This is a genomic window from Aeromonas sp. 82P (assembly GCF_051919365.1).
Lineage (GTDB): Bacteria > Pseudomonadota > Gammaproteobacteria > Enterobacterales > Aeromonadaceae > Aeromonas > Aeromonas veronii.
The window spans coordinates 4385365-4411121 of record NZ_JBQBEV010000001.1 but is presented as its reverse complement, the minus strand read 5'-3'; the positions used below and the strand labels follow the sequence as shown (position 1 = coordinate 4411121).

The following is a 25757-nucleotide window of genomic DNA, read 5'->3' as shown; positions in this document are numbered from 1 at the left end:
ATCGATCGGGTGGAGGCAAGGGCACAGGGGCGCACCAAGGGTGGCTTCATCGCAGGGGTAGCGTTTTTCCTGCTGGTGATATGGGGCTGCTACCGGACGGCGCTGGATGTTAAAGGTTGGCTGACAGATGCCAACCGGTTGCCCATGAGCGAGCTGTTGCTGCAGGGGCAACACCAGTATTTGCAAACCGAAGAGCTGCGGATGGCCGTGCTGGATGGCGCCGAGCTGCGCAACTTCTTCGAATTGGACGTCAACGAATTGCAGGCAAGGCTCAACGCCCTGCCATGGGTGGCCTCGGTCTCGGTACGAAAGAAGTGGCCGAACAAGATCAAGATCTACCTCACGGAACAAGATGTGGCGGCGCGCTGGAATGGCAACCGCTTCGTCAACACCAAGGGCAAGGTATTCAGTGCCCCGGATCGGGTCAAGACGCCGCTGTTGCAGCTGTCAGGGCCGGATGACCAGGCCGCCCGGGTGTTGAAAGAGAGTCGGCAGTACGAGTCGCAACTGGCTGCCAAGGGATACAAGTTGCTGGGGGTGAATCTGACCCCCCGCCATGCCTGGGAACTGACCCTGGATGGCAATATCAAGCTGTTCCTGGGACGCAATGACATTGCGCTCCGGCTGCAGCGGTTTATCGATGCCTTCCCGGTTATCGAACCCCGTGCGCAAGTCGCCTACGTGGATCTTCGATATGACACCGGAATGGCAGTTGGCTGGAAGAAGAGCGAAGAGAAAGTGCATGACCAACACCGCAGATAGGAATTTGATTGTCGGACTGGATATCGGCACAACCAAGGTGGCGGTTCTGGTCGGGGAAGTATTGCCGGACGGTGAACTGAACGTCATCGGTATGGGCAGTCACGCTTCTCGCGGAATGGAGAAGGGCGGGGTCAATGACCTCGACTCCGTGGTCAAGTCACTGCGCCGCGCGGTGGAAGAGGCCGAGATGATGGCAGATTGCCAGATCAGCTCGGTCTATCTGGGGTTGTCCGGTAAGCATATTGATTGCCGCAACGAGACCGGTATGGTGCCCATCTCCGATGAAGAGGTGACTCAGGAGGATGTGGACAACGTGATCCACACTGCCAAGTCGGTTCGCCTCTCCGATGAACTGCGGGTGCTGCATGTGCTGCCGCAAGAGTTTGCCATCGATTATCAAGAAGGGATCAAGAATCCGGTCGGCCTCTCCGGTGTACGGATGGCTGCCAAGGTTCACCTGATCACCTGCCATAACGACATGGCTCGCAACATTGAGAAATGTGTGGAGAAGGTCGGCTTGCGTGTGGATCAACTGATCTTCTCCGCGCTGGCCTCCAGCTATGCGGTGTTGACCGAAGACGAGAAAGAGCTGGGTGTCTGTGTGGTGGACATCGGTGGCGGTACCATGGACATGTCGCTGTTTACCGGCGGTGCCCTGCGCCACACCAAGGTGATCCCGTACGCTGGCAGCACTGTGACCAGCGACATCGCCTACGCCTTCGGCACGCCGCCGCTCGACGCGGAAGCGATCAAGGTGCGCTACGGTTGCGCCCTCGGCCGTCTGGTCAGCAAGGAAGACAATATTGAAGTACCCAGTGTCGGCGGTCGCCCGGCGCGCAGCCTGCAACGGCAGACACTGGCTGAAGTGATTGAGCCCCGTTACACCGAGTTGCTCTCCATGGTGAATGATGAGCTGGTGCGGGTACAAAGCGAGTTGAAAGCGCAGGGGGTCAAGCATCAGCTGGCAGCCGGTGTGGTCTTGACCGGCGGCGCTGCCCAGATTGAAGGCATTGTGGAGTGTGCAGAGCAGATCTTCCAGAGCCAGGTCCGGGTGGGAGAGCCCATGAACATACGTGGTTTGAGTGATTACGTGCAGGCACCGGTGTACTCGACTGCGGTCGGGTTGCTGCAATATGGCCGCACCCATCAAGCCACAGGTAGCAACAAAGAATATGCCGCCAAGGCAAGCGTCGGTGGCCTGGTCAAACGGGTTAGCAACTGGCTGCGTGGCGAGTTCTAAGAATTTTGCTGAGTCAGGCAAATAAAGCGGAGAGACAACATGTTTGAATTTATGGATAGCCACACTGACGAAGCCGTCATTAAAGTGATCGGTGTAGGTGGCGGCGGCGGTAACGCTGTCGAACACATGGTTCGTCAAAATATTGAGGGTGTTGAGTTTATTACCGTCAACACCGATGCCCAGGCACTGCGTAACTCCAGCGCCAACACTACCCTGCAGATCGGCGGTGGCATCACCAAGGGTCTGGGTGCCGGAGCCAATCCGGAAGTGGGTCGTGATGCGGCCATGGAAGATCGCGAAGCGCTGCGTGAGCTGCTGACCGGTTCCGACATGGTGTTCATCGCCGCCGGTATGGGTGGTGGTACCGGTACCGGTGCTGCGCCGATCGTGGCCGAAGTGGCGCGCGAGATGGGCATCCTGACCGTTGCTGTGGTGACCAAGCCGTTCTCCTTTGAAGGGAAGAAGCGGATGGGTTTCGCCGCCCACGGTATCGAAGAGCTCTCCAAAAACGTCGACTCCCTGATCACCATCCCCAACGACAAGTTGCTGAAGGTGCTGGGTCGCGGTATCTCCCTGCTGGATGCCTTCAAGGCGGCCAACGATGTACTGCTTGGCGCGGTACAGGGCATTGCCGAGCTGATCACCCGTCCGGGCTTGATCAACGTCGACTTCGCGGACGTGCGTACCGTGATGCGTGAAATGGGTACCGCCATGATGGGTACCGGTTCCGCCTCCGGTGATGACCGTGCTGAAGAAGCGGCCGAGAAAGCCATCTCCAGCCCGCTGCTGGAAGACGTGGATCTGGCTGGTGCCCGTGGCATCCTGGTCAACATCACCGCCGGTATGGACATGACCATCGAAGAGTTCGAAACCGTAGGTAACGCGGTCAAGGCCTTCGCTTCCGAGAACGCCACTGTAGTTGTGGGTACCGTAATCGATCCGGAAATGCACGACGAGCTGCGTGTGACCGTGGTTGCTACCGGTATCGGTGCCGAGCGCAAGCCGGACATCACTTTGGTCAAGAGCAGCCAGGTGCAAGAGCGCCCGGTGCGTCAGCCGCTGGTTAGCGACATGATGCAAGGCCGCGTGATGGACGAAGCCCCGGCCAAGGTGGTCAACGCCGAGCCGCAAGCTCGTCGTGAACCGGATTACCTGGATATTCCGGCGTTCCTGCGCAAGCAAGCTGACTAAGCCTCTTATGGCTCTCGTTTGTTTGTTGTTCAAGGAATGTGCTAAGATGGCCTGCCAACGACCATCTGGTCCGTTTTTAAGCTGTTTAGGGTACACCCATGATTAGACAAAGAACCTTGAAAACGAGTGTACAGGCGACTGGTGTCGGCCTGCATTCGGGCCGGAAAGTCACCATGACGTTCCGTCCGGCGCCTGTGAACACAGGGATCGTTTACTTGCGTACCGACCTGAATCCTGTGGTGGAGCTGCCAGCCAATGCCGATCAGGTGCGCGATACCGTGCTCTGTACCGCTCTGGTCAACGAAGCCGGTGTCCGTGTCTCTACCATTGAGCACCTCTCCGCCGCGCTGGCCGGGATGGGGATCGACAACCTCTATGTCGAGGTTGACGCGCCCGAGATCCCGGTGATGGACGGCAGTGCGCATCCCTTTATCTACCTGCTGCAGGAAGTCGGGATCCGTGAGCAGAATGCTGCCAAGCAGTTTGTGCGGATCAAGAAGAGCATCCGGGTTGAAGACGGCGACAAGTGGGCGGAATTCCACCCTTATCGCAACGGCTTCAAGATGGATCTCGAGATCGATTTCCAGCATCCGGTTTTTGAAGGGCGCAATCAGCGTTGCGTACTGGACTTCTCCGGTGCCTCCTTCGTGAAAGAGATCAGCCGTGCCCGTACCTTCGGGTTCATGCGTGATATCGAGTACCTGCGTTCCCAGAACCTGGCGCTGGGCGGAAGCCTGGAAAACGCCGTGGTACTGGACGACTATCGGGTGCTGAACGAAGACGGTTTGCGTTATGAGGACGAGTTCGTCAAGCACAAGATGCTGGACGCGATCGGTGACCTCTATATGTGTAACCGCAGCATCATCGGTGAGTTCCGTGCCTACAAGACCGGACATGCCCTGAACAACAAGCTGCTGCGTGCCTTGCTGGCCGAGCAGGAGGCTTGGGAACTGGTGACCTTCGAGGGTGAGGGCGACAAAGCGCCTATCGCTTACTACGATAACGGTCTGGTTCTGGCCTGATAGCTGTGCAACGGAACGTCGGTCCTCTCTCCGCACCGACGTTCCGTCATTTGTTTACTCCATCCTTTAATACCGATTATCTCCCGGTTTTATTTCCCGTGCAGGCTCCTGGCCGCACCTGACCGAGCAGACTGATTTCTATGAGCATTACCCTGATCCTCCACGGCAAGCAGCGACGCAAGTTGCACCTGCCCAAACAACGTCTGGCCTGGGTCGGCGGTATTCTCTTCTCCCTGTTAGCCCTTGGTGGTGGTTGGCTCTGGCAGAGCTGGCACCAGAAAATGGAGGCGCTGGAAGTGGCGCTTGCCGTTGCCGAGCAACAGTCCGTTGACCAGAGTGGCGACGAAGCCCGTGAACAGTTGGCAATGCTGGCAGCTCAGGTGGGCACCATGCAAGGCCAGCTTGGCCGTCTCAATGCCCTCGGCGAACGATTGACCGAGCAGGCCGATCTCGATCCCGACGAGTTCAATTTCAAAGAGCTGCCCCCCATGGGCGGCCCTTCTTATGATGAAGAGCTGGAAGTGAGCCTCAACGAGCTGCAAGCCTCGATGAAACACCTCAGCCAGCAGCTCAGCAGCCGCGAAGAGCAGCTGTCGGTACTTGAATCTTTCATCATGAATCACCATATCACCGATGCCGGTTTTATTTCCGGCACGCCAGTCAAACAGGAGCGAGTTTGGGTCTCGTCCGGGTTTGGTGGACGGGTCGACCCGTTCAACGGGCGTGCCAAGATGCACAAAGGGGTCGATTTCCGTGGCAAACCCGGAACCCCGATTCTGGCTACCGGGCCCGGCATTGTCAGCTGGGCGGGCCGTCATCCGGAATTTGGCAATATGGTGGAGATTAATCACGGCAATGGCCTGGTCACCCGCTATGCCCACAACTCCAAGTTGCTGGTCGAGGTGGGCACCCTGGTTGATCAGGGTCAGAAGATTGCCTTGATGGGACGCACCGGTCGCGCGACCGGGGTCCATCTGCATTACGAAGTGTTGAAAGATGGTCGTCAGGTCAACCCCGCACGCTTTCTCAGTGCCAGACGGGGTTAGGTTTTTTCTTCAGGTTCCAGTGACGGAACGCTTTTATAACCAGAAATAGTTGGTACCCATGATTAGCACACTGCTTACCAAGATTATCGGCAGCCGGAACGACAGAACGCTCAAGGCTTTGCGCAAAATTGTAAAACAGATCAATGCCATGGAGCCGCAGTTCGAGGCTCTCTCCGATGCCGAGTTGCAGGCCAAAACGGCTGAATATCGTCAGCGTATCGAGCAGGGTGAGACCCTGGAGCAGTTGCTGCCGGAAGCGTTCGCGACCGTGCGTGAAGCCTCCAAGCGTGTGTTTGGCATGCGCCACTTCGATGTGCAGCTGATCGGCGGCATGGTGCTGAACTCCAACCGCATCGCGGAAATGAAGACTGGTGAAGGTAAGACCCTGACCGCCACCCTGCCAGCTTACCTGAACGCCCTGAGCGGCCGTGGTGTGCACGTGGTAACGGTGAACGACTATTTGGCCAAGCGTGATGCGGAGGCGAACCGCCCGCTGTTCGCCTTCCTCGGCATGACAGTCGATTGCAATGTGCCCGGTATGGATGCGTCCCAGAAGCGTGACGCCTACGCCGCCGACATCACCTATGGTACCAACAACGAATTCGGTTTTGACTACCTGCGCGACAACATGGCGTTCTCGCCGGAGCAGCGGGTACAGCGCCCGCTCAACTACGCGCTGGTGGATGAGGTGGACTCGGTGCTTATCGATGAAGCCCGTACTCCGCTCATCATCTCCGGCCCGGCTGAAGACAGCTCAGAGCTCTATATCCGCGTCAACAAGCTGATCCCGCTGCTGGTCAAGCAGGACAAGGAAGACACCGAAGAGTACACCGGCGACGGTCACTACACAGTAGACGAGAAGAACCGTCAGGCCCTGCTGACCGAAAACGGTCAGATCTTCGTGGAAGAGCTGCTCAAGAAAGAGGGGCTGCTGGACGAGAACGACTCCCTGTTCTCCGCCTCTAACATCAGCCTGCTGCACCACGTCAACGCAGGTCTGCGCGCCCATACCCTGTTTGAGCGCAACGTGGACTACATCGTCCAGAAAGACGAGATCGTCATTGTTGACGAGCACACTGGCCGTACCATGCCGGGTCGTCGCTGGTCAGATGGTCTGCATCAGGCCGTTGAAGCGAAGGAAGGGGTGAAGATCCAGAACGAGAACCAGACGCTGGCATCCATCACCTTCCAGAACTACTTCCGTCTCTACAACAAGCTGGCGGGGATGACAGGTACTGCGGATACAGAAGCCTTTGAATTCCAGCAGATTTATGGCCTGGATACCGTAGTTATCCCGACCAACAAGCCAATGGTGCGCAAGGACATGGGCGATCTGGTCTACCTGACCGCCAATGAGAAGTATGCCGCCATCATCGAAGATATCCGTCAGTGCGTGGCCAAGGGCCAGCCTGTATTGGTTGGTACAGTCTCTATCGAGAACTCCGAGCTGCTCTCCGGCATCCTGACCAAGGAGAAGATCCCGCACAAGGTGCTGAACGCCAAGTTCCACGCCATGGAAGCGGAGATCGTCGCCCAGGCCGGTCAGACTGGCGCGGTCACTATCGCCACCAACATGGCCGGTCGTGGTACCGACATTGTGTTGGGCGGTAACTGGCAGGCAGAGATTGCCAAGCTGGAGAACCCGACCAGCGAGCAGATTGCAGAGCTGAAAGCTGCCTGGCAGGTGCGTCACGATGCGGTGCTGGCCGCCGGTGGTCTGCACATTATCGGCACCGAGCGTCACGAATCCCGTCGTATCGATAACCAGCTGCGCGGCCGTTCCGGTCGTCAGGGTGACCCGGGCTCCTCCCGTTTCTACCTCTCCATGGAAGATACCCTGATGCGGATCTTCGCCTCCGATCGCGTGACCGGCATGATGAAGAAGCTGGGCATGGAAGAGGGCGAAGCCATCGAGCACCCGTGGGTCACCAAGGCGATCGAAAATGCCCAGCGCAAGGTGGAAGGTCGCAACTTCGACATCCGCAAGAGTTTGCTGGAGTTTGATGACGTTGCCAACGACCAGCGCAAGGTGGTCTACGAGCAGCGCAACGAGCTGCTGGATACCAGCGACATCTCCGAGACCATTCACGTTATCCGTGACGACGTCTACGGCGCGGTGATCGACGAGTACATTCCGCCCCAGTCTCTGGAAGAGATGTGGGACGTGCCGGGCCTGGAAGCGCGCCTGAAGGCAGACTTCGCGCTGGATCTGCCATTGCAGCAGTGGCTGGCGGAAGATGACAAGCTGTATGAAGAGAAGCTGCGCGAGCGCATTCTGGACGAAGCCACCAAGCTCTATGCCCACAAGGAAGAGCTGGTCGGCAAAGAGGTGCTGCGCAACTTCGAGAAGGCAGTGATGCTGCAAACTCTGGATGGTCTGTGGAAAGAGCATCTGGCGGCCATGGATCACCTGCGTCAGGGCATCCATCTGCGCGGTTACGCCCAGAAGAACCCCAAGCAGGAGTACAAGCGCGAATCCTTCGATCTGTTCACCCAGATGCTGGAAACCCTCAAGCGCGACGTGGTCAGCATCCTGAGCCGTGTTCAGGTGCAGGAGCGCGATGTGGAAGCGATGGAAGAGCAGCAACGCCAGCAGGCGGAAGCCGCTCCCCGCACCTATACCCACGCCGCTGCCGAGAGCCAGCTGGCCGATGAACAGGCCGCAGGCGAAGAGGGGCACACCACCTTCGTACGTGACGAGCAGAAGGTCGGTCGCAACGATCCCTGCCCGTGCGGTTCCGGCAAGAAGTACAAGCACTGCCACGGTCAGTTGACCTGATCGACGCTATGCCATAACAGGCGGGCCAAGTGCCCGCCTTGTTTTTGTCAGAAGGTGGCGAAGTCACTGTAGTGGCGCCACTTTGCAAAGGATTATCGGATATCAGGCATTATCGGTCGTTCACCCAGCCAGAGGTTGGGCGCATCGAACGGCCCGGTCATGTATTGCGTGTAAAGGTACCAAGATGGAACAGAAAAAACGGATCTGGGTGGCGGTTGGCGTCATCGAGAATGAACGGGGCGATATCTTCATCGCCAGACGCTCCTCCGATCGCCATCAGGGGGATCGCTGGGAGTTTCCTGGTGGCAAGGTGGAGTCCGGTGAGGATCTGCTCACCGCGCTGGATCGGGAGCTGTGGGAAGAGATCGGCATCCGGGTATTGGATTGTGCCCCCTTCATGGAACTGCAGCACGACTACCCCGAGAAGCAGGTATTACTGGATATCTGGAAGGTGACCCGTTTCAGCGGCGAGCCGTTCGGCAAGGAGGGGCAGGAGTGCCTGTGGGTGCCGGTGGCCGAGCTGAACAACTACCACTTCCCCGATGCCAATGGCCCGATTGTAGCGCGCCTACAGGGCCTGCTTGCTTGAGCCGGTAGTAATCAACAAGCATCAAAAAAGGGCCAATAGGCCCTTTTTTGATATTACAGAGGTGAGTGACCAGAGGCTTATAGCCACTGCTCGCCCTCTTCCGGCTCAGGCAGCAGATCCGGGTTGATCTCCCCCGGGATCCGCTTCTCTTCATCGGCCCATTCGCCGAGATCGATCAGCTGGCAGCGCTTGCTGCAGAAGGGGCGGAACGGACTCTGCGGGCCCCACTCCACTTCGCTCTGACAGGTCGGACACTTTACCTTGGTGACCATAAGCCCTCCTTAGCAGCAGGCGAGCTGGAACGGCACGTCGCCAATCGGCTGTTCTGCGGTGGGCAGAAAGCGCAGGGCGAAGCGGTTCTTGTGGCCGCTCAGGGTCGGGTAGCAGAACAGATTGCCCGGCAGCTTGATGCGGATCAGCTCGGCGCTCTCGGCGGTGTCCTGGAAGAAACCGTTGCTGGCAACCTGCTCACTGAAGCTGCCAGATTCGCGCCACAGGCGCAGCAGCAGGGTGATGGCATTCATCAGTAGGTTGATATCGCTCAGCCAGCCCTGCATCTGCTGGTGACGGGTGATGGCCGGGGTGCCGAGCCAGTGGTGCAGCTGTGGCACATCGAAGGCACACAGACCACCCGGGATGGAGAAGCGCTGGCGGATGGAGCCGAGCAGACGATCCTCTTTCAGGCGGGCACCCGGGCGTGGCGAGTTGAGCAGGTTGCGAGAGAGCTGGCTGCTCTCTTGCTGCATCAGTTTGATCTGCTCCAGATCGACATCGGGCAGGCTGGCCCAGTGGCTCAGACGCTGGCCGAGACGCTCCAGATCCTTGATGAGGTCGGCGCGCAGGTCACCACGCTCCAGCAACTCCTGCAGATCGAACAGCCCCTTGAAGAAGGCGATATGTGCCCAGGATTGTTCACTCTCCAGATTGTCGCGGATCTGGGAAAACAGGGACTCCAGACGAAGATAGGTCCGGCTTTTTTCATTGAGGGGGAAATCGTAAATCATGCCTAATCCTGGCCAGCCATAAACCGGCCTAGTGTACTCACACTTGGTGGCCTTGTTGAGAGGCAATTGCCAGATATGTCTCGTGCAGCGCCAAAATCCGCGTTTTAATCGCCATTTCGCTGCCATTGTAGTTTTCGATGACATCATCCGCCGCCGCGAGGCGCTCCGACCGACTCGCTTGGGCGGCGATGATGGCCTTGGCTTGCTCGGCCGATACCCCATCACGGCGACAGGTGCGCTCAATCTGGGTCGCTTCATCCACATCGATCACCAGCACCCGGTTGGCGAGGCCAGTGAGTTTGTTCTCCACCAGCAGCGGCACCACCAGCAGGCAGTAAGGAGAACTGGCTGCGGCACACTGGCGAAGCATTTCGCTGCGAATTAGCGGGTGGAGCAGGGCATTGAGCCACCCCTTGGCCTGTGGGTCGCTGAAGACCCGCTCGCGCAGGGCGCGACGGTCGAGTTGACCGCTCGGATCAATCACATTCGGGCCAAAATGGTCGGTGATGGCGGCAAGGGCCGGGGTACCCGGCTCGACCACTTCGCGGGCGATCACATCGGCATCCACCACCTCGATACCCAGCGCGGCAAACTGATTGGCGATAGTGGTCTTGCCGCTGCCGATACCACCTGTGATAGCAACTACATACATGGGGGCCTCTTGCTCAAAGCATGGTAGAGAGATACCAGCGGGTGATGGTATCGCCCCACAGCAGGGCGATCCAGCCCGCGATGGCGAGGTAGGGGCCGAAGGGGATTGGCTTGCCCTGATGGTGTTTGTGCAAGGCGATCAGACTGATGCCGATCACGGCGCCGACCAGGGATGAGAGCAGCAGAATTATGGGCAGCGCCTGCCAGCCGAGCCAGGCGCCCAGCGCCGCCAGCAGCTTGAAGTCGCCATAGCCCATCCCCTCCTTGCCTGTTAGCAGCTTGAAAGCCCAGTAGAGGCTCCAGAGCACCAGATAGCCCGCCATGGCGCCGCTCACTGCATCAGCCAAGGGGACGAAGCCACTTGCCAGATTGAACAGCAGCCCGCCCCACAGCAGTGGCAGGGTGAGCTGGTCGGGCAGCAACATCTTGTCGAGATCGATGAAGGTAAGGGCGACCAGCACCCAGGTCAGCAATAGGGCGGCCAGTGTGCCCCAGCCCGGTGTTATGACCATGGCTACGGCCACCGAGAGCAGGGCGGTCAGTAGCTCTACCAGCGGATAGCGGGCCGAGATGGGGGCCTGACAGTCGCGGCAACGCCCTTTGAGCCAGAGCCAGCTCAACAGCGGGATGTTCTCCAGCGCAGTGATGGCGTGGCCACAGTGAGGGCATGCGGAGCGCGGCACCATCAGGTTGTAGCGCTCTGGCGCAGTGGCCTCCTCATCAGAGGCGAAGTAGCTGCGATACTCGGCCTGCCACTCCCGCTCCAGCATGATGGGCAAGCGGTGGATGACCACGTTAAGGAAGCTGCCGATCATCAGGGAGAAGAGAAAAACCAGCGAGAAGTAGAGCCAGGGCAAGCTGTGAGCCAGCTCGAGAAGAAGTGTCATAACCAACCGTCAGTTATTGAATGAGGGAGAGGGCATGGCTGTGGTGCCATGCCCTGATAAATCAGCCTACCACGTCGCCAAGCTTGAAGATGGGCAGGTACATGGCAATAACCATACCGCCGACCAGCACCCCGAGCACCACCATGATGAGGGGTTCCAGCAGGCTGGTGAGGCCATCGACCAGATCATCCACCTCCTGTTCGAAGATGGTGGCGACCTTGGAGAGCATATCATCGATGGCACCGGACTCCTCACCGATCATCACCATCTGGATCACCATGTCGGGGAAGAGATCGACTGTGCGCATTGCAACGTTGATCTGCATACCGGCCACCACCTCGTTGCGGATGGCCATGACCGCGGTGCGATAGACATAGTTGCCCGAGGCCCCAGCCGCCGAAATCAGCGCATCCACCAGCGGAATACCGGCGGAGAAGGTGGTAGACAGGGTGCGGGCAAAGCGGGCCATCGCCGCCTTGTGCAGGATCATCCCGACTACCGGAATGGTGAGGACGAACTTGTCGGTGTTGTCTTTTACCTTCTGGGAGGCCCGCCAGGCCCGCACGTAAAGGAAGATGCCAAGGGCCGTGCCACCAAAGAAGACATACCACCAGTTCTGCATAAAGCGGGAGATGCCGATAACAAACTGGGTGAACACCGGCAGCTCGGCACCAAAGCTCTTGAAGATATCCTCGAACTGCGGAATGACGAACAGCAGCAGGATGGAGGTGACCACGATGGCGACCAGAATGACCATGGTGGGGTAGAACATCGCCTTCTTGATCTTCGACTTGAGCGCTTCCGACTTTTCCCGGTAAGTGGCAATACGGTCGTAGATGGTCTCCAGTGCACCGGATTGCTCACCGGCTTCCACCAGATCGCAATAGAGATCATCGAAATAGAGAGGATGGCGGCGCAGCGCCTCCGACATGGGGGTACCGGTCTCCACATCGGCGGCAATCTGCCCCATCAGCTCGCGCATCGAGGCTTTCTCGTGACTGCGGGCGATGATCTGCAGACTCTGCACCAGTGGTACGCCGGCGGAGAGCATGGTGGTGATCTGGCGTGAGACGATGGCGATATCCATCGGCTTGATCTTGGCGCCGCCCTTGGAGAAGAGTCCCTGGGATTTCTTGGCTACCTTGGTGACGTTGACCCCCTGCTTGCGCAGTTCGGTCTTGACGGTGTTGATGCTGTCGGCCTGCAGCTCGCCGGAGACCTTCTGCCCCTTGCGGTTTACCCCGTGCCAGCGGAAGGCGAAGACTTTCTTGGGGGCATTGTTCTTTTTCGTTAGGGTTGCCATCTTTGCATCCTGCAATGGGGTTGGTTGTCAGATCCGGGCTCTGCGTGTCACCAACCTGGTCAAGGTGCCCGACTGGCTTGATGCCTGCGGGGTACTGATAGGGTGGGTGGTACCTTCTTGGCGCCAGCCCGGTCACTTGAATATCTGATTACTCTGTCGTTCGGACTATCATCCGTTCCGTGTTCGTGAACGACGAATTCGTTCTGTCAACCAAACCGGCGGGTCGTTACGTCACACGGATCAGTTGGTGGTGACCCGGTTGACTTCGGCCAGACTGGTGACCCCGAGCCGGGCCTTCTCCAGTCCCGAGGTGCGCAGGGTGCGCATCCCCTCCTTCTGCGCGATAGCGGCGATTTGCAGGGAGTTTGCGCCCTGCATGATCAATTTGGCGATGTTCTCCGACATCAACATGATTTCGTAGATGCCGACCCGCCCCTTGTAGCCGCCGGAACACTCCTTGCAACCGACCGGTTTGAACAGTCGCAGTCCGGCTGCCAGCTGCTGCGGCGTAAAGCCCAGCTCCAGCAGTTCGGCTTCCGGCACCACTTCCGGCGCCTTGCAGTGGTCGCACAGTTTACGGGCCAACCGCTGGGCCATGATCAGGGTGACCGAGGAGGCGATGTTGAAGGCCGGAACCCCCATGTTCATCATCCGGGTCAGGGTCTCAGCGGCGGAGTTGGTATGCAGGGTGGAGAGCACCAAGTGGCCGGTCTGGGCCGCCTTGATGGCGATTTCGGCAGTTTCCAGATCCCGTATTTCCCCCACCATCACCACATCCGGATCTTGCCGCAGGAAGGAGCGCAAGGCGCTGGCAAAGGTGAGCCCCGCCTTGGGGTTGACCTGCACCTGATTGACGCCGGGCAGGTTGATCTCCACCGGATCTTCGGCGGTAGAGATATTGACCTCGGTGGTGTTGAGAATATTGAGGCCGGTATAGAGCGAGACCGTTTTGCCCGAGCCGGTGGGGCCGGTGACCAGTATCATCCCCTGCGGTTTGGAGAGGGCGCGCAGGTACTGCGCCTTCTGCCGGTCATCAAAGCCGAGTTGCTCGATATTGAGGCGTGCCGCCGAGGAGTCGAGCAGACGGATAACGATCTTCTCCCCCCACATGGTGGGCAAGGTGTTGACCCGCATATCCATCGACTTGTTGCGCGACAGCTTCAACTTGATGCGGCCATCCTGTGGCAGCCGCCGCTCGGCGATATCGAGTCGTGCCATGACCTTGAGGCGGGCGGAGAAGCGGTTGGAGAGGTTGACCGGCGGCGTAGCAATTTCATGCAGAATGCCGTCGATGCGAAAGCGGACCCGATACTTGAACTCATAGGGCTCGAAGTGCAGGTCGGAGGCACCACGCTTGATGGCATCCATCAGGATCTTGTTGATGTACTTGACGATGGGTGCATCGTCATCGGCGGTATTGACGCTTTCATCCAGCCGGTTGTTCTCGTCGGAGACCTCGAGATCCGAAATTTCGGATTCGTCGATATCCTCCATGCCGAGGGCGTCGTTTTCACTCTCCAGCAGCTTGCCGATGGCGGCGGTGAGCTTATTCTCCTCCACCAGCAGCGCTTCGGTATGAAGGCCGAAGCTGAAGCCAAAGTCCTCCAATGCCGAGACATTGGTCGGATCCGACATGGCGATGTATAGGGTGTGGCCCTGGGTGTAGATAGGGAGGACGTGGTGCTTCTCAATCAGCTTCTGATTGAGGTACTTCTGCGGGATCTCGGCCAAGTCGAAGGCGGCAAGATCCAGCAGAGGTACCCCATACTCCAGCTCGCAAAAATCGGCGAGCGCCTTGCTGTCGAGGATCTCGTTCTCTATCAGAAATGTCACAAAGGGTTTGCGCTGGGCCTTGGCCTGGCTCAGATAGCGCTGGGAGTCCTCTTCACTGATCAGTGAAGAGGCGGCCAGGCTTAACGCCAGGCCGCTATTAGGGCTAGAGGTCATGCGTTAGCATTTACCATCAGTTTTACATGACCCTGAAACAGTCCATCTTACAGCTCCACCAGCAGTCAAGCCTGTAGCAATAATGGAATAAGTAGAACCACCGACTTCAGCGGTACCTGTACCAGTAATCGTAATTTCCGTATTGGAAGGAGAAGACGCGGATACGCTAGAAACTACACCTCCGGTAGCTATCGCGCCTGACATAGCAGCATTACTAGCAGATGCACATGTAGTTCCTAGTGCTGAAGATACTCCTGTGTATCCTTGTACGCATACTTCTGCAGCAGTTTTTGCTGGACCGGTTGCTGCGATGACTTCGGAGAATTTTGCTCTCTGGGTGTAGCTTTGGTAAGCCGGCAGCGCGACTGCCGCCAGAATGGCCACGATTGCGACCACGATCATCAGTTCAATAAGGGTAAAACCCGATTGTTTCTTCATTTGAAATATCCTTTTATCCTTGGTTCCTGGGAAGTGTCGGTGGAAAATCATCCGCACGTCAGTATCTTATCCGAGCTGTCAGGGGTGGCAACAGAGATTGCTGCCTTTGTTAACCACTTTCATGTCATTTACCAAAAACTTGATGCGAGTCATAAAATAAGTGGCTTCTTATGACTCTTTGTTACGGGTGAAAGCGGGTCCGTCATTACACTCCTTTGCTGAGGGATCCTGCATAAAGAAAAGGCGCCCATGGCGCCTTTTGCAAGTTGTTTATCCGGTTAGGTCGAGTATTTGCTCAGGCCTGCGGGGTGAATCTCACTGCTGGATAAAGCGCATGGAGAGATCGAGCGCCCGCACATGCTTGGTGAGCGCACCGACAGAGATAAAATCGACACCGGTGGCGGCAAACTCGGCCAGGGTATCCAGCGTCACATTGCCGGAGACTTCGAGCTTGGCGCGGCCCTGATTGATGGCGACTGCTTCGCGCATCATGGTCACGTCGAAGTTGTCGAGCATCACGATATCGGCCTTTGCCGCCAGCGCCTGCTCCAGCTCTGCCAGTGATTCCACTTCCACCTCCACCGGTTTGCCCGGATTGAGATGACGAGCCTCATTAATCGCCTCGGCAATGCCGCCGCAGGCGAGGATATGGTTTTCTTTGATGAGATAGGCATCGTAGAGACCGATGCGGTGATTCTTGCCGCCGCCACAGGTGACCGCGTACTTCTGGGCGGTGCGCAGCCCAGGGATGGTCTTGCGGGTGTCGAGCAGACGGCAGTCGGTGCCCTCCAGCTCCGCCACATAGCGAGCGGTGAGGGTGGCGACGCCGGAGAGGGTCTGGACAAAGTTCAGCGCATTGCGCTCGCCGGTCAGCAGCAGGCGGGCAGGGCCGTGGAGGCGGAACAGCTCCTGATTGGGGGAGAGCACTTCCCCATCCTGCACCTTCCATTCCACCTTCACGTCGCCGCCGAGTTGTACGAACACTTCATCGACCCATGGCTGGCCGCAGAATACGCCGGCTTCGCGGGTGATGACCCGGGCAGTGGCCATCCGATCCGCCGGGATCAGCTGGGCGGTGATATCGGCGCTGGCGTCCGGTTGGTCCAGTGCGGTGAGGGCATCGCCCAGATCTTCGAGTAGTGCGGCGCGCACGGCGCGGCTGACATCCTGTTGAAACATGCCTTATTCCTGCAAGGGTCTGAGCAGCAGTTGCCGCTCTTTTTGAACCAGCTCCAGCCGACCGAGGGCGTTCATGCCAACCAGCACTTCGTCACCGTCTGCCGCCGGATTGATAAAGATGGCCAGATCGTACAAGGTCAATGGCCCCATCGCCAGCGTTTCGATGGTGCCGTTGCCGACCCGGATCTGCCCCGCGGCGGTATTGACCTGGCTGCTGCCATGAGCGGTCAGGCCGAGCCGCTCGGCAACCTGCTGCGGGATGGTGATACGGGTGGCGCCGGTATCGAGCAGTAGTTGCACCGGCTGACCGTTGATGGCACCCTCCAGACGATAGTGGCCGCTCTGGTCGGCTCGCAGCAACAGCTCGCCGCTGGCGGTGACGCTTGGTTGGTTGCGGGAGTGAAAATAGAGGGTCAGCAGGCCCATCAAAGAGAGCCAGGCCAGTAACCACATCCAGCGTGCCATGTGCTGCATACCCCATCCATATCGAGCGGAAGATGACTCAGCCTAACATACCATTTCCCTTTGATTCAGTGAGTTGGTGTCGGGTTGCCTATCAGGTATCTTCGTTTTCTCGCCATTTATCAGCCAATTCGAGTAGCCGATGACTCAACTCGCTTCACAACCTTGTTTCTCTATCGATGCCGCTGGCTGGTGCCAGCAGGCGCGCCGGGTGCCTTCTCCCCATCACAACGAACGGGCCGCGCCGGACGATATCTCCCTGCTGGTGGTGCATGGCATCAGCCTGCCGCCGGGAGAGTTTGGTGGCCCCTTTATCGACGATCTCTTTATGGGGCGACTCGACCCCGAGGCTCACCCCTATTTTGCCGGTATCCATCAGTTGCGGGTCTCGGCCCACTGCCTGATCCGCCGTGATGGCGAGTTGGTGCAGTATGTGCCATTCGGCGCGCGCGCCTGGCATGCAGGTGTCTCGAGCTGGCAGGGGAGGGAGGCATGTAATGACTTCTCCATTGGCATCGAGCTGGAAGGGACTGACGAGATCCCCTATACCGAGGCTCAATACCGGGCGCTGGCGGGGCTCACCCGAGCCATCTCTGAGCGCTATCCGGCCATCACCCACGAAAAAATTGTCGGCCATTGCGATATCGCACCAGGGCGCAAGACGGATCCCGGTGCCAGTTTTCAGTGGGATTACTACCGGCAATTACTAAACAGCTAAAGTAAATATTAAAATTTAGTTTGGATTATAAAATCAATGGCTTGCCTATCTGGCAGGCCATTTTTGTCTCTGGTTGCACAAATGTTATTTGTGAGCGAGGTCAAGAATATTGGTCAGACCATTTTCTATGAGCTAAATCATGTTTCCCCTGCTTTACCTCTTAAGTGGTGGGGCTGATTCTTGACTCAGATCATCTTTTGAGTGGACTTTTCAAAAGGCCTCTGCTAATTTTCGCCCCATCCATAAAATTGGTAATACCAATTTAACAAAGTAGCCTCATGCCCTATCGCAAGATTACGCAACCCAAGTTGGCCGACTCCATTGTCGCCGAGCTGGAACAGATGATTCTGGAAGGCAGCCTGCAACCGGGGCAGAAATTGCCTCCCGAGCGGGAACTCGCCATCCAGTTTCAGGTATCGCGCCCCTCCCTGCGCGAAGCCATCCAGCGACTGGAAGCGCGCGGATTGCTTTATCGCCGTCAGGGCGGCGGCACTTATGTGCAGAATGCCCTGAGCAAGGGGATCGCTGATCCTCTGTTCGAACTGCTCAGTACCCACCCGGAAGCCCAGTATGACCTGCTGGAGTTTCGCCATGCGCTGGAAGGCATCTGTGCCTACTACGCGGCCTTGCGGGGAACCGGGTCTGATTTCGAGCGCATTCGTCAGGTGCAAACCACCATCGAAGAGGCGGGCCAACTCGGTTCGCTGGTGGCCGAGTCGGCAGCCGTGACCCAGTTCTATCTGGCGGTGGCCGAGGCGTCCCACAACGTGGTGCTGCTGCACCTGCTACGGGCCATGAGCCCGATGCTCGAACAGAACATTCTGCAGAATAACGAGATTTTGAATCGCCGCCCGGGAGTGGTAGCCAAGATACGTCGCCATCGCGCGAATCTGATCGAGGCTATTCTTTCGGGGGCTCCGGAGCGGGCCAGAACAGCTTGTCATGAGCATCTGGCCTTTATCGAGGACACCTTGTTGGATATGCAGAGGGAAGACAGCCGGATCCAGCGATCCATGCGTCGGATCCGTCAGCAGGAAAACTAATCCCACAAGGCTTTATTGTCGAATGCTTGCGCCCTTCGCCGTGCAATGCCGTGCAATCACAACAACATAGGAACCAGCCATGTCTGATATCCTGAAGAACGATGTGGACCCGATAGAAACGCTGGAGTGGCTTGCCTCTCTGGAATCCCTGCTGCGTGAAGAGGGTCCGCAACGCGCTCAGTTCATCCTTGAACAGTTGGCCGAGAAAGCCCGCGTAAGCGGTGTGGACGTGGCTGCCAAGGCAAATCGCGATTACATCAACACCATCCCGTCCAGCGACGAGCCGGACTACCCGGGTGACCTGGAGATGGAACGCCGCATTCGCGCCATCATCCGCTGGAACGCCATGATGATCGTGCTGCGCGCGTCCAAGAAAGACCTGGACCTGGGTGGTCACATGTCTTCCTTCGCTTCTTCTGCGACCATCTATGATGTCTGCTTCAACCACTTCTTCCGTGCTCGCAACGAGAAGGATGGTGGCGATCTGGTTTACTTCCAGGGTCATATCTCCCCGGGCATCTATGCTCGCGCCTTTGCTGAAGGTCGTCTGACCGAAGAGCAGCTGGACAACTTCCGTCAGGAAGTGGACGGCAAGGGTATCCCTTCCTATCCGCACCCGAAACTGATGCCGGACTTCTGGCAGTTCCCGACCGTCTCCATGGGTCTGGGCCCCATCGCCGCCATCTATCAGGCTCGCTTCCTGAAGTACCTGACCGACCGTGGTATCAAGGATTGCTCCGAGCAGACCGTTTACGCCTTCCTGGGTGACGGCGAGATGGACGAGCCGGAAGCCAAGGGCGCTCTGACCGTTGCCGTGCGTGAAAAGCTCGACAACCTGGTGTTCGTGGTCAACTGCAACCTGCAGCGTCTGGATGGTCCGGTTGTCGGTAACGGCAAGGTCATCAACGAGCTGGAAGGCCTGTTCGCTGGCGCCGGTTGGGACGTGACCAAGGTGATCTGGGGTCGCAAGTGGGATGAGCTGCTGAAGAAAGACACTTCCGGCAAGCTGATCCAGCTGATGAACGAGACCGTGGACGGTGACTACCAGACCATGAAGTCCCGCGACGGTGGCTACATCCGCGAGCACTTCTTCAACCGTTATCCGGAAACTGCCGCGCTGGTCAAAGACATGACCGACGAGGAGATCTTCGCCCTGAACCGCGGTGGTCACGATCCTCGCAAACTGTTCGCCGCATTCAACAAGGCGACCCAGACCAAGGGCAAGCCGACCGTTATTCTGGCCAAGACCATCAAGGGTTACGGCATGGGTGAAGCGGCCGAAGGCAAGAACATCGCTCACCAGGTCAAGAAGATGGAGCTGGACTCCGTGCGTCACCTGCGTGACCGCTTCAACCTGCCGGTGGCCGACGAGCAGCTGGCCGATCTGCCGTACCTGAAGATCGAAGCCGGTTCTGCCGAGCACAAATACCTGCACGACCGTCGCACCGCCCTGAAAGGCTATGTGCCGACCCGTCTGCGCGAAAGCACCACCAAGCTGGAAATCCCGGCACTGGATGCCTTCGGTCCGCTGCTGGGTGAGCAGGCGCGCGAAATCTCCACCACCATGGCGTTCGTGCGTTCCCTGAACGTGATGCTGAAAGACAAGTCCATCGGCAAGCGTATCGTTCCGATCCTGGCCGACGAAGCCCGTACCTTCGGTATGGAAGGTCTGTTCCGCCAGATCGGTATCTACAGCCCGCACGGTCAGCAGTACACCCCGCAAGACCGCGACATCGTCTCCTACTACAAGGAAGACAAGCAGGGTCAGGTTCTGCAAGACGGTATCAACGAGCTGGGCGCCATGTCCTCCTGGCTGGCTGCTGCGACCTCTTACAGCACCAACGACTGCCCGATGATCCCGTTCTACATCTACTACTCCATGTTCGGCTTCCAGCGGATCGGCGACATGGCGTGGGCAGCCGGTGACCAGCAAGCCCGTGGCTTCCTGCTGGGTGCAACCTCCGGTCGTACTACCCTGAACGGCGAAGGTCTGCAGCACGAAGATGGTCACAGCCACATCCTGGCGAACACCATCCCGAACTGCATCTCCTACGACCCGTCCTACGCCTATGAAGTGGCGGTGATCGTACAGGACGGCCTGCGCCGCATGTACGGTGAGAACCCGGAGAACGTGTTCTACTACATCACCACCCTGAACGAGAACTACGCCATGCCGGCTATGCCGGAAGGCGCCGAGGAAGGCATCCGCAAGGGTATCTACAAGCTGGAATCCGTCGCCGGTGCCAAGGCGAAAGTTCAGCTGCTGGGTTGTGGTTCCATCCTGGGTCACGTGCGCAAGGCTGCCCAGATCCTGGCCAGCGAGTACGGCATCGGTTCCGATGTGTTCAGCGTCACCTCCTTCAACGAGCTGGCCCGTGACGGTCAGGACGCGGATCGCTGGAACATGCTGCACCCGACTGCCGAAGCTCGCGTACCGTACATCGCTCAGGTACTGGGTTCCGAAGCCACCATCGCTGCGACCGACTACATGAAGTCCTTCGCCGATCAGGTTCGCGCCTTCGTTCCGACCGAGAACTACCGCGTGCTGGGTACCGACGGTTACGGCCGTTCCGACAGCCGTGCCAACCTGCGTCGTCACTTCGAAGTGAACGAGTTCTACGTGGTGGTTGCTGCTCTGACCGAACTGGCCAAGCGCGGCGAGGTAGACAAGCAGGTTGTGGCCGACGCCATCGCCAAGTACGGCATCGATGCCGACAAGGTCAACCCGCTGTACGCGTAAGTGGATCAAGGGTCGCGTCGTATGACGGCGCGACCCTGCCAGGATTTAAAACGGTTAACGCGAGATGTGCGTGGCGGCATCAGCCAGCCACGCGGATCGACGCAAGAGGATAAAGCACAATGTCCAAACAGATTATGGTGCCGGATATCGGCGCCGATGAAGTTGAAGTCACCGAGATCATGGTGGCCGTGGGTGACAAGGTCGAGCTGGACCAGTCCATCATCGCGGTAGAAGGCGACAAGGCCTCCATGGAAGTACCGGCCCCGTCCGCCGGTATCGTCAAAGAGATCCTGATCAAGGTGGGCGACAAGGTTGCCACCGGTTCCCAGATCATGATCTTCGAAGCCGAAGGCGCTGCCGCCCCTGCAGAAGTGGCTGCACCGGTTGCTGCTGCTCCGGCCGCCGCACCTGCCGCTGCCGTGCGCAAAGATGTGCACGTGCCGGACATCGGTGACGACGAAGTGGACGTGACTGAAATCATGGTTGCCGTGGGCGACATGGTAGAAGCTGACCAGTCCATCATCGCCGTGGAAGGTGACAAGGCCTCCATGGAAGTGCCTGCGCCGTTCGCAGGTCGCGTGGTCGAGATCAAGGTTGCCGCTGGTGCCAAGGTCTCTACCGGCTCTCTGGTGATGGTATTTGAAGTGGCTGGCGCTGCGCCTGCTGCCGTTGCTGCTCCGGCTCAAGCTGTTGCGCCCGTGGCTGCGGCCCCGGTTGCCGCTGCTGCCAAAGAGGTCAACGTACCGGATATCGGTGGCGACGAAGTGGAAGTCACCGAGATCATGGTTGCCGTGGGTGACAAGGTTGAAGCCGACCAGTCCCTGATCGCCGTGGAAGGTGACAAGGCCTCCATGGAAGTGCCTGCACCGTTCGCCGGTGTGGTCAAAGAGATCAAGGTGAAGGCGGGTGACAAGGTCTCCACCGGTTCCCTGATTATGGTATTCGAAGTAGCTGGCGCTGCTCCTGCCGCCGCGCCGGTTGCTCAAGCTGCCGCCCCGGTCGCTGCAGCCCCTGTTGCCGCTGCTCCGGCTCCGGTTGCCCAGGCTGCTGCCGCTGCGACCGATTTCGTTGCCAACGACGCTTATGTACACGCCTCTCCGGCGGTACGCCGTCTGGCGCGCGAGTTCGGTGTCAACCTGGCCAAGGTGAAAGCCTCCGGTCGTAAGGGTCGCATCGTCAAAGAAGACGTGCAAGCCTACGTGAAGGATGCCATCAAGCGTGCCGAGTCCGCTCCTGCCTCTGCCGGCGTAGCCGGTGGCAACGGTCTGGGCGTACTGCCGTGGCCGAAGGTAGACTTCAGCAAGTTCGGTGATGTGGAAGAGGTCGAGCTGACCCGCATCCAGAAGATCTCCGGTCCGAACCTGCACCGCAACTGGGTCATGATCCCTCATGTCACCCAGTTCGACGAAGCCGATACCACCGAGCTGGAAGCGTTCCGCAAAGAGCAGAATGCGATGCTCGAGAAGCAGAAGGCAGACGTGAAGATCACCCCGCTGGTGTTCATCCTGAAAGCCGCCGCCAAGGCGCTGGAAGCTCACCCACGCTTCTGCAGCTCCCTGTCCGAAGATGGCAGCAAGCTGATCATGAAGAAGTACATCCACATCGGTGTGGCGGTAGATACCCCCAACGGTCTGGTTGTGCCCGTGGTGCGCGATGTTAACAAGAAGGGCATCATGGAGCTGTCTCGCGATCTGGCCGAGATCTCCAAGAAGGCCCGTGCCGGCAAGCTGACCGCTGCCGACATGCAGGGCGGTTGCTTCACCATCTCCAGCCTGGGTGGCATCGGCGGTACCAGCTTTACCCCGATCGTCAACGCGCCGGAAGTGGCCATCCTCGGTGTCTCCAAGTCCGAGATGAAGCCGAAGTGGAATGGCAAAGAGTTTGCGCCGCGCCTGATGCTGCCGCTGGCTCTGAGCTACGACCACCGCGTGATCGATGGTGCCGATGGGGCTCGCTTCATCACCACCATGAACGGCGTGCTGTCCGACATTCGTCGACTGGTCCTGTAAGTGAGAGGGCGGGCCCAGAGCCTGCCCTTTTTACTTCTCATTTCATTAACATGATCGTAAACTTGCCCCGTTTTTTTCACGGCTGCAGCCACCCGTTTCGGTATAAGACTGCGCTGTCCGGGGATATAAGAACGACAAAGAGGTCATGATGAGTAAAGAAATCAAAACCCAGGTCGTAGTACTGGGTGCTGGCCCTGCCGGTTATTCCGCTGCTTTCCGTGCAGCCGATCTGGGTCTGGATACTATTATCGTCGAGCGTTACTCCACCCTGGGTGGCGTCTGCCTGAACGTGGGCTGCATCCCCTCCAAGGCGCTGCTGCACGTTGCCAAAGTGATTGAAGAAGCCAAGGCGCTGGCCGAGCACGGCATCGTCTTCGGTGCACCGCAGACCGACATCGACAAAGTGCGTCTGTGGAAAGAGAAGGTTATCAACCAGCTGACCGGCGGTCTGGCTGGCATGGCCAAGATGCGTAAAGTTCAGGTTGTTAACGGCTTGGGTAAATTTACCGGCCCGAACACGCTCGAAGTGACCGGGGAAGACGGCAAGACTACCGTGACCTTCGACAACGCCATCATCGCGGCCGGTTCCCGTCCGGTGAAGCTGCCGTTCATCCCCCACGATGACCCGCGCGTATGGGACTCTACCGATGCGCTGGAGCTGAAAACCGTTCCCGGCAAACTGCTGGTTATCGGTGGCGGCATCATCGGTCTGGAGATGGGTACCGTTTACTCCTCTCTGGGTTCCGAGATCGACGTGGTGGAATTTGCCGACCAGCTGGTTCCGGCTGCCGACAAAGACATCGTCAAGATCTACACCAAGCGCGTCGCCAAGAAATTCAACATCATGCTGGAGACCAAGGTCACCGCAGTTGAAGCGCGCGAAGACGGCCTGTACGTCTCCTACGAAGGCAAGCACGCTCCTGCCGAGCCGGTTCGTTACGACAACGTGCTGGTTGCCGTAGGTCGTGTGCCGAACGGCAAGATGCTGGATGCCGAGAAGGCAGGCGTTGCCGTGACCGAGCGCGGTTTCATCGAGGTGGACAAGCAGCTGCGTACCAACGTGGCGCACATCCACGCCATCGGTGACATCGTGGGTCAGCCGATGCTGGCGCACAAAGGTGTTCACGAAGGTCACGTTGCTGCCGAAGTCATCGCTGGCAAGAAGCACTACTTCGACCCGAAAGTGATCCCGTCCATCGCCTACACCGAGCCAGAGATGGCATGGGTTGGTCTGACCGAGAAGGAAGCCAAGCAACAGGGCCTGAACTTCGAAGTCGCTACCTTCCCGTGGGCTGCTTCCGGTCGCGCCATCGCGTCCGACTGTTCCGACGGTATGACCAAGCTGATCTTCGACAAGGAGAGCGGCCGCGTCATCGGTGGTGCCATCGTGGGTACCAACGGCGGTGAACTGCTGGGTGAAATCGGTCTGGCCATCGAGATGGGTGCTGACGCCGAAGATATCGCGCTGACCATCCACGCTCACCCGACTCTGCACGAGTCTGTGGGCCTGGCTGCCGAAGTATTCGAAGGCTCCATCACCGACCTGCCGAACGCCAAGGCCAAGAAGAAAAAGTAATTTTCTTCCCCGCTTGTCTAAAAAGCCGCTCGAATGAGCGGCTTTTTGTTTTCTCCTTGCTGCCCCTACTTCGACAAAGCCCAATATGCTAAAGATAGGTTTTGGCACTGATGAGAGAGGCACGATGCTAGAAGCACCCATTCCACCCGATGAGGCATTGCGGTTGGAGACCCTGCGGCGGCTCTCTTTGCTGGATTCCGAGGCCGAGGAGCCGTTTGATCGGCTGACCCGCATGGCCCGACGGGTGTTCAATGTCCCCATCGCGCTGGTGAGTCTGGTAGATGAAGATCGCCAGTGGTTCAAATCCTGTATTGGTCTGGAGGTCCGTGAGACCGCCCGGGACATTTCGTTTTGTGGCCACGCCATCATGGGCAATGAGACCTTTATCGTGCCGGATGCTTCGCAGGATCCCCGCTTTGCCGACAATCCGCTGGTGGTGGGGGGGCCCGGCATCCGCTTCTATGCCGGACAGCCACTGCGGATCGCCAACGGCTGCAAACTTGGGACACTCTGCATCATCGATACGGTGCCGCGGGAATTGAGTGAGGAGGATGTCGGGCTGCTCAAGGATCTGGCTGCGATGGTGGTGCGGGAGCTCGAAGCGGTGCAGCTGGCCACCATTGATGAGTTGACCCTGATCTCCAATCGGCGCGGGTTCGTGATGCTGGCGGAGAAGAGCCTCTCGCTGGCCAGTCGCTTGCAGATGCCGCTGGCGCTGCTCTATCTGGATCTCAATGGCTTCAAGGGGATCAACGATCGGTGGGGGCATGCGGAAGGGGATCGGGCTCTGATCGCCTTTGCCACTCTGCTCAAGCAGGCTTTTCGGGGCGCCGACGTGTTTGCCCGCATGGGCGGCGATGAGTTCGCAGTCCTGCTGCCCAATGTGGTGGAGGCGCAGGCGCAACTGGCTTATGAGCGTTTCAATGCCATCTTGGCCGAGCACAATCAGCACAGTGGTTGCGGTTATGCGCTGACCTGCAGCACCGGGATTGTCTGCTATGACGGGCACGGCTGTGTCTCCCTGGCCGAGCTGCTCACCCGCGCAGATGAGCTGATGTATCAGCGCAAACGGGATGGCAAGGGCTGACTGCTATGCCGGATTAGGCGCCACCAAAACAACAGAGAGCGCCACGGCGCTCTCTGTTGTTGATGACTCAGGTCAAGGTCGGGG

22 protein-coding genes are annotated in these 25757 nt (G+C 58.6%); 13 read left to right on the top strand and 9 right to left on the bottom strand.

From position 1 onward, the window contains the following. Positions 1 to 9 precede the first annotated feature (9 nt). The 7 genes from ACTG2S_RS20200 to mutT all read left to right on the top strand — a co-directional run bounded on the left by ACTG2S_RS20200 (position 10) and on the right by mutT (position 8629). Positions 10 to 762: a cell division protein FtsQ/DivIB gene (locus ACTG2S_RS20200; RefSeq protein WP_005336149.1), complete on the top strand. Its 753-nt coding sequence runs from the start codon at positions 10 to 12 to the stop codon at positions 760 to 762. Further along, positions 743 to 2002, top strand: a complete 1260-nt coding sequence (gene ftsA / locus ACTG2S_RS20195; RefSeq protein WP_005336148.1) for a cell division protein FtsA — start codon at positions 743 to 745, stop codon at positions 2000 to 2002. The genes ACTG2S_RS20200 and ftsA overlap by 20 nt, the downstream gene beginning before the upstream one ends. A 39-nt stretch (positions 2003 to 2041) precedes the next feature. Beyond that, on the top strand, positions 2042 to 3193 hold the full coding sequence (ftsZ, locus tag ACTG2S_RS20190; protein WP_005336147.1) for a cell division protein FtsZ: 1152 nt from the start codon (positions 2042 to 2044) through the stop codon (positions 3191 to 3193). A gap of 98 nt (positions 3194 to 3291) precedes the next feature. Continuing rightward, a complete protein-coding gene (gene lpxC, locus ACTG2S_RS20185) occupies positions 3292 to 4215 on the top strand; it encodes a UDP-3-O-acyl-N-acetylglucosamine deacetylase (RefSeq protein ID WP_005336146.1) in 924 nt (307 codons plus the stop codon). A 140-nt stretch (positions 4216 to 4355) separates the two neighbouring features. After that, positions 4356 to 5261, top strand: a complete 906-nt coding sequence (locus ACTG2S_RS20180) for a M23 family metallopeptidase (protein ID WP_005355107.1) — start codon at positions 4356 to 4358, stop codon at positions 5259 to 5261. A gap of 58 nt (positions 5262 to 5319) precedes the next feature. After that, positions 5320 to 8040: a preprotein translocase subunit SecA gene (gene secA / locus ACTG2S_RS20175; RefSeq protein ID WP_128816090.1), complete on the top strand. Its 2721-nt coding sequence runs from the start codon at positions 5320 to 5322 to the stop codon at positions 8038 to 8040. Between the two features lie 184 nt (positions 8041 to 8224). Continuing rightward, positions 8225 to 8629: an 8-oxo-dGTP diphosphatase MutT gene (gene mutT / locus ACTG2S_RS20170; protein WP_042053534.1), complete on the top strand. Its 405-nt coding sequence runs from the start codon at positions 8225 to 8227 to the stop codon at positions 8627 to 8629. A gap of 77 nt (positions 8630 to 8706) precedes the next feature. Here mutT and yacG read toward each other — a convergent pair whose 3' ends face one another. From yacG to ACTG2S_RS20125, 9 genes are all read right to left on the bottom strand, one after another. Continuing rightward, entirely contained in the window at positions 8707 to 8901 is a 195-nt protein-coding gene (gene yacG, locus ACTG2S_RS20165; protein ID WP_120416066.1) for a DNA gyrase inhibitor YacG, read from the bottom strand. A 9-nt stretch (positions 8902 to 8910) separates the two neighbouring features. Next, positions 8911 to 9633, bottom strand: coding sequence for a cell division protein ZapD (zapD, locus tag ACTG2S_RS20160; RefSeq protein ID WP_005336141.1), 723 nt, complete (start codon positions 9631 to 9633; stop codon positions 8911 to 8913). A gap of 37 nt (positions 9634 to 9670) precedes the next feature. Then, a complete protein-coding gene (gene coaE / locus ACTG2S_RS20155; protein WP_201947199.1) occupies positions 9671 to 10285 on the bottom strand; it encodes a dephospho-CoA kinase in 615 nt (204 codons plus the stop codon). A 13-nt stretch (positions 10286 to 10298) separates the two neighbouring features. Then, complete coding sequence (locus ACTG2S_RS20150; RefSeq protein WP_274160613.1) at positions 10299 to 11171, bottom strand: prepilin peptidase; 873 nt, start codon at positions 11169 to 11171, stop codon at positions 10299 to 10301. Positions 11172 to 11232: 61 nt separating this feature from the next. Next, positions 11233 to 12474, bottom strand: a complete 1242-nt coding sequence (locus ACTG2S_RS20145) for a type II secretion system F family protein (protein WP_005336136.1) — start codon at positions 12472 to 12474, stop codon at positions 11233 to 11235. A gap of 240 nt (positions 12475 to 12714) precedes the next feature. Further along, positions 12715 to 14421, bottom strand: a complete 1707-nt coding sequence (gene tapB, locus ACTG2S_RS20140) for a PilB family type IVa pilus assembly ATPase TapB (RefSeq protein ID WP_139411606.1) — start codon at positions 14419 to 14421, stop codon at positions 12715 to 12717. 3 nt (positions 14422 to 14424) lie between these two features. Continuing rightward, positions 14425 to 14859 carry a pilin gene (locus ACTG2S_RS20135; protein WP_274160612.1) on the bottom strand — a complete coding sequence of 145 codons (435 nt, stop codon included), beginning with the start codon at positions 14857 to 14859 and terminating at the stop codon, positions 14425 to 14427. Between the two features lie 315 nt (positions 14860 to 15174). After that, complete coding sequence (nadC, locus tag ACTG2S_RS20130) at positions 15175 to 16038, bottom strand: carboxylating nicotinate-nucleotide diphosphorylase (protein WP_268011569.1); 864 nt, start codon at positions 16036 to 16038, stop codon at positions 15175 to 15177. Between the two features lie 3 nt (positions 16039 to 16041). Beyond that, positions 16042 to 16512 (bottom strand): retropepsin-like aspartic protease family protein, encoded by a 471-nt coding sequence (locus tag ACTG2S_RS20125; RefSeq protein WP_274160611.1) that lies wholly within the window; start codon positions 16510 to 16512, stop codon positions 16042 to 16044. 130 nt (positions 16513 to 16642) lie between these two features. Between ACTG2S_RS20125 and ampD the strand changes: the two genes are divergently transcribed. From ampD to ACTG2S_RS20095, 6 genes are all read left to right on the top strand, one after another. Next, complete coding sequence (gene ampD / locus ACTG2S_RS20120) at positions 16643 to 17218, top strand: 1,6-anhydro-N-acetylmuramyl-L-alanine amidase AmpD (RefSeq protein ID WP_069554218.1); 576 nt, start codon at positions 16643 to 16645, stop codon at positions 17216 to 17218. Positions 17219 to 17496: 278 nt separating this feature from the next. Then, complete coding sequence (gene pdhR / locus ACTG2S_RS20115; RefSeq protein ID WP_005336127.1) at positions 17497 to 18261, top strand: pyruvate dehydrogenase complex transcriptional repressor PdhR; 765 nt, start codon at positions 17497 to 17499, stop codon at positions 18259 to 18261. 79 nt (positions 18262 to 18340) lie between these two features. After that, positions 18341 to 21001, top strand: coding sequence for a pyruvate dehydrogenase (acetyl-transferring), homodimeric type (gene aceE / locus ACTG2S_RS20110; protein ID WP_005355086.1), 2661 nt, complete (start codon positions 18341 to 18343; stop codon positions 20999 to 21001). 119 nt (positions 21002 to 21120) lie between these two features. Continuing rightward, on the top strand, positions 21121 to 23010 hold the full coding sequence (gene aceF, locus ACTG2S_RS20105) for a pyruvate dehydrogenase complex dihydrolipoyllysine-residue acetyltransferase (protein WP_279498785.1): 1890 nt from the start codon (positions 21121 to 21123) through the stop codon (positions 23008 to 23010). A gap of 148 nt (positions 23011 to 23158) precedes the next feature. Further along, entirely contained in the window at positions 23159 to 24586 is a 1428-nt protein-coding gene (gene lpdA / locus ACTG2S_RS20100; RefSeq protein ID WP_279499126.1) for a dihydrolipoyl dehydrogenase, read from the top strand. Positions 24587 to 24710: 124 nt separating this feature from the next. Then, positions 24711 to 25673 carry a sensor domain-containing diguanylate cyclase gene (locus ACTG2S_RS20095; RefSeq protein ID WP_439983167.1) on the top strand — a complete coding sequence of 321 codons (963 nt, stop codon included), beginning with the start codon at positions 24711 to 24713 and terminating at the stop codon, positions 25671 to 25673. Positions 25674 to 25757 lie beyond the last annotated feature (84 nt).

What these genes read in the sequence shown, in the direction of transcription:
- ftsA (WP_005336148.1), top strand. Translation starts at nt 743, where the DNA reads ATGACCAACACCGCAGATAGGAATTTGATTGTCGGACTGGATATCGGC.
- ftsZ (WP_005336147.1), top strand. Translation starts at nt 2,042, where the DNA reads ATGTTTGAATTTATGGATAGCCACACTGACGAAGCCGTCATTAAAGTG.
- lpxC (WP_005336146.1), top strand. Translation starts at nt 3,292, where the DNA reads ATGATTAGACAAAGAACCTTGAAAACGAGTGTACAGGCGACTGGTGTC.
- ACTG2S_RS20180 (WP_005355107.1), top strand. Translation starts at nt 4,356, where the DNA reads ATGAGCATTACCCTGATCCTCCACGGCAAGCAGCGACGCAAGTTGCAC.
- secA (WP_128816090.1), top strand. Translation starts at nt 5,320, where the DNA reads ATGATTAGCACACTGCTTACCAAGATTATCGGCAGCCGGAACGACAGA.
- mutT (WP_042053534.1), top strand. Translation starts at nt 8,225, where the DNA reads ATGGAACAGAAAAAACGGATCTGGGTGGCGGTTGGCGTCATCGAGAAT.
- yacG (WP_120416066.1), bottom strand. Translation starts at nt 8,901, where the DNA reads ATGGTCACCAAGGTAAAGTGTCCGACCTGTCAGAGCGAAGTGGAGTGG.
- zapD (WP_005336141.1), bottom strand. Translation starts at nt 9,633, where the DNA reads ATGATTTACGATTTCCCCCTCAATGAAAAAAGCCGGACCTATCTTCGT.
- coaE (WP_201947199.1), bottom strand. Translation starts at nt 10,285, where the DNA reads ATGTATGTAGTTGCTATCACAGGTGGTATCGGCAGCGGCAAGACCACT.
- ACTG2S_RS20150 (WP_274160613.1), bottom strand. Translation starts at nt 11,171, where the DNA reads ATGACACTTCTTCTCGAGCTGGCTCACAGCTTGCCCTGGCTCTACTTC.
- ACTG2S_RS20145 (WP_005336136.1), bottom strand. Translation starts at nt 12,474, where the DNA reads ATGGCAACCCTAACGAAAAAGAACAATGCCCCCAAGAAAGTCTTCGCC.
- tapB (WP_139411606.1), bottom strand. Translation starts at nt 14,421, where the DNA reads ATGACCTCTAGCCCTAATAGCGGCCTGGCGTTAAGCCTGGCCGCCTCT.
- ACTG2S_RS20135 (WP_274160612.1), bottom strand. Translation starts at nt 14,859, where the DNA reads ATGAAGAAACAATCGGGTTTTACCCTTATTGAACTGATGATCGTGGTC.
- nadC (WP_268011569.1), bottom strand. Translation starts at nt 16,038, where the DNA reads ATGTTTCAACAGGATGTCAGCCGCGCCGTGCGCGCCGCACTACTCGAA.
- ACTG2S_RS20125 (WP_274160611.1), bottom strand. Translation starts at nt 16,512, where the DNA reads ATGCAGCACATGGCACGCTGGATGTGGTTACTGGCCTGGCTCTCTTTG.
- ampD (WP_069554218.1), top strand. Translation starts at nt 16,643, where the DNA reads ATGACTCAACTCGCTTCACAACCTTGTTTCTCTATCGATGCCGCTGGC.
- pdhR (WP_005336127.1), top strand. Translation starts at nt 17,497, where the DNA reads ATGCCCTATCGCAAGATTACGCAACCCAAGTTGGCCGACTCCATTGTC.
- aceE (WP_005355086.1), top strand. Translation starts at nt 18,341, where the DNA reads ATGTCTGATATCCTGAAGAACGATGTGGACCCGATAGAAACGCTGGAG.
- aceF (WP_279498785.1), top strand. Translation starts at nt 21,121, where the DNA reads ATGTCCAAACAGATTATGGTGCCGGATATCGGCGCCGATGAAGTTGAA.
- lpdA (WP_279499126.1), top strand. Translation starts at nt 23,159, where the DNA reads ATGAGTAAAGAAATCAAAACCCAGGTCGTAGTACTGGGTGCTGGCCCT.
- ACTG2S_RS20095 (WP_439983167.1), top strand. Translation starts at nt 24,711, where the DNA reads ATGCTAGAAGCACCCATTCCACCCGATGAGGCATTGCGGTTGGAGACC.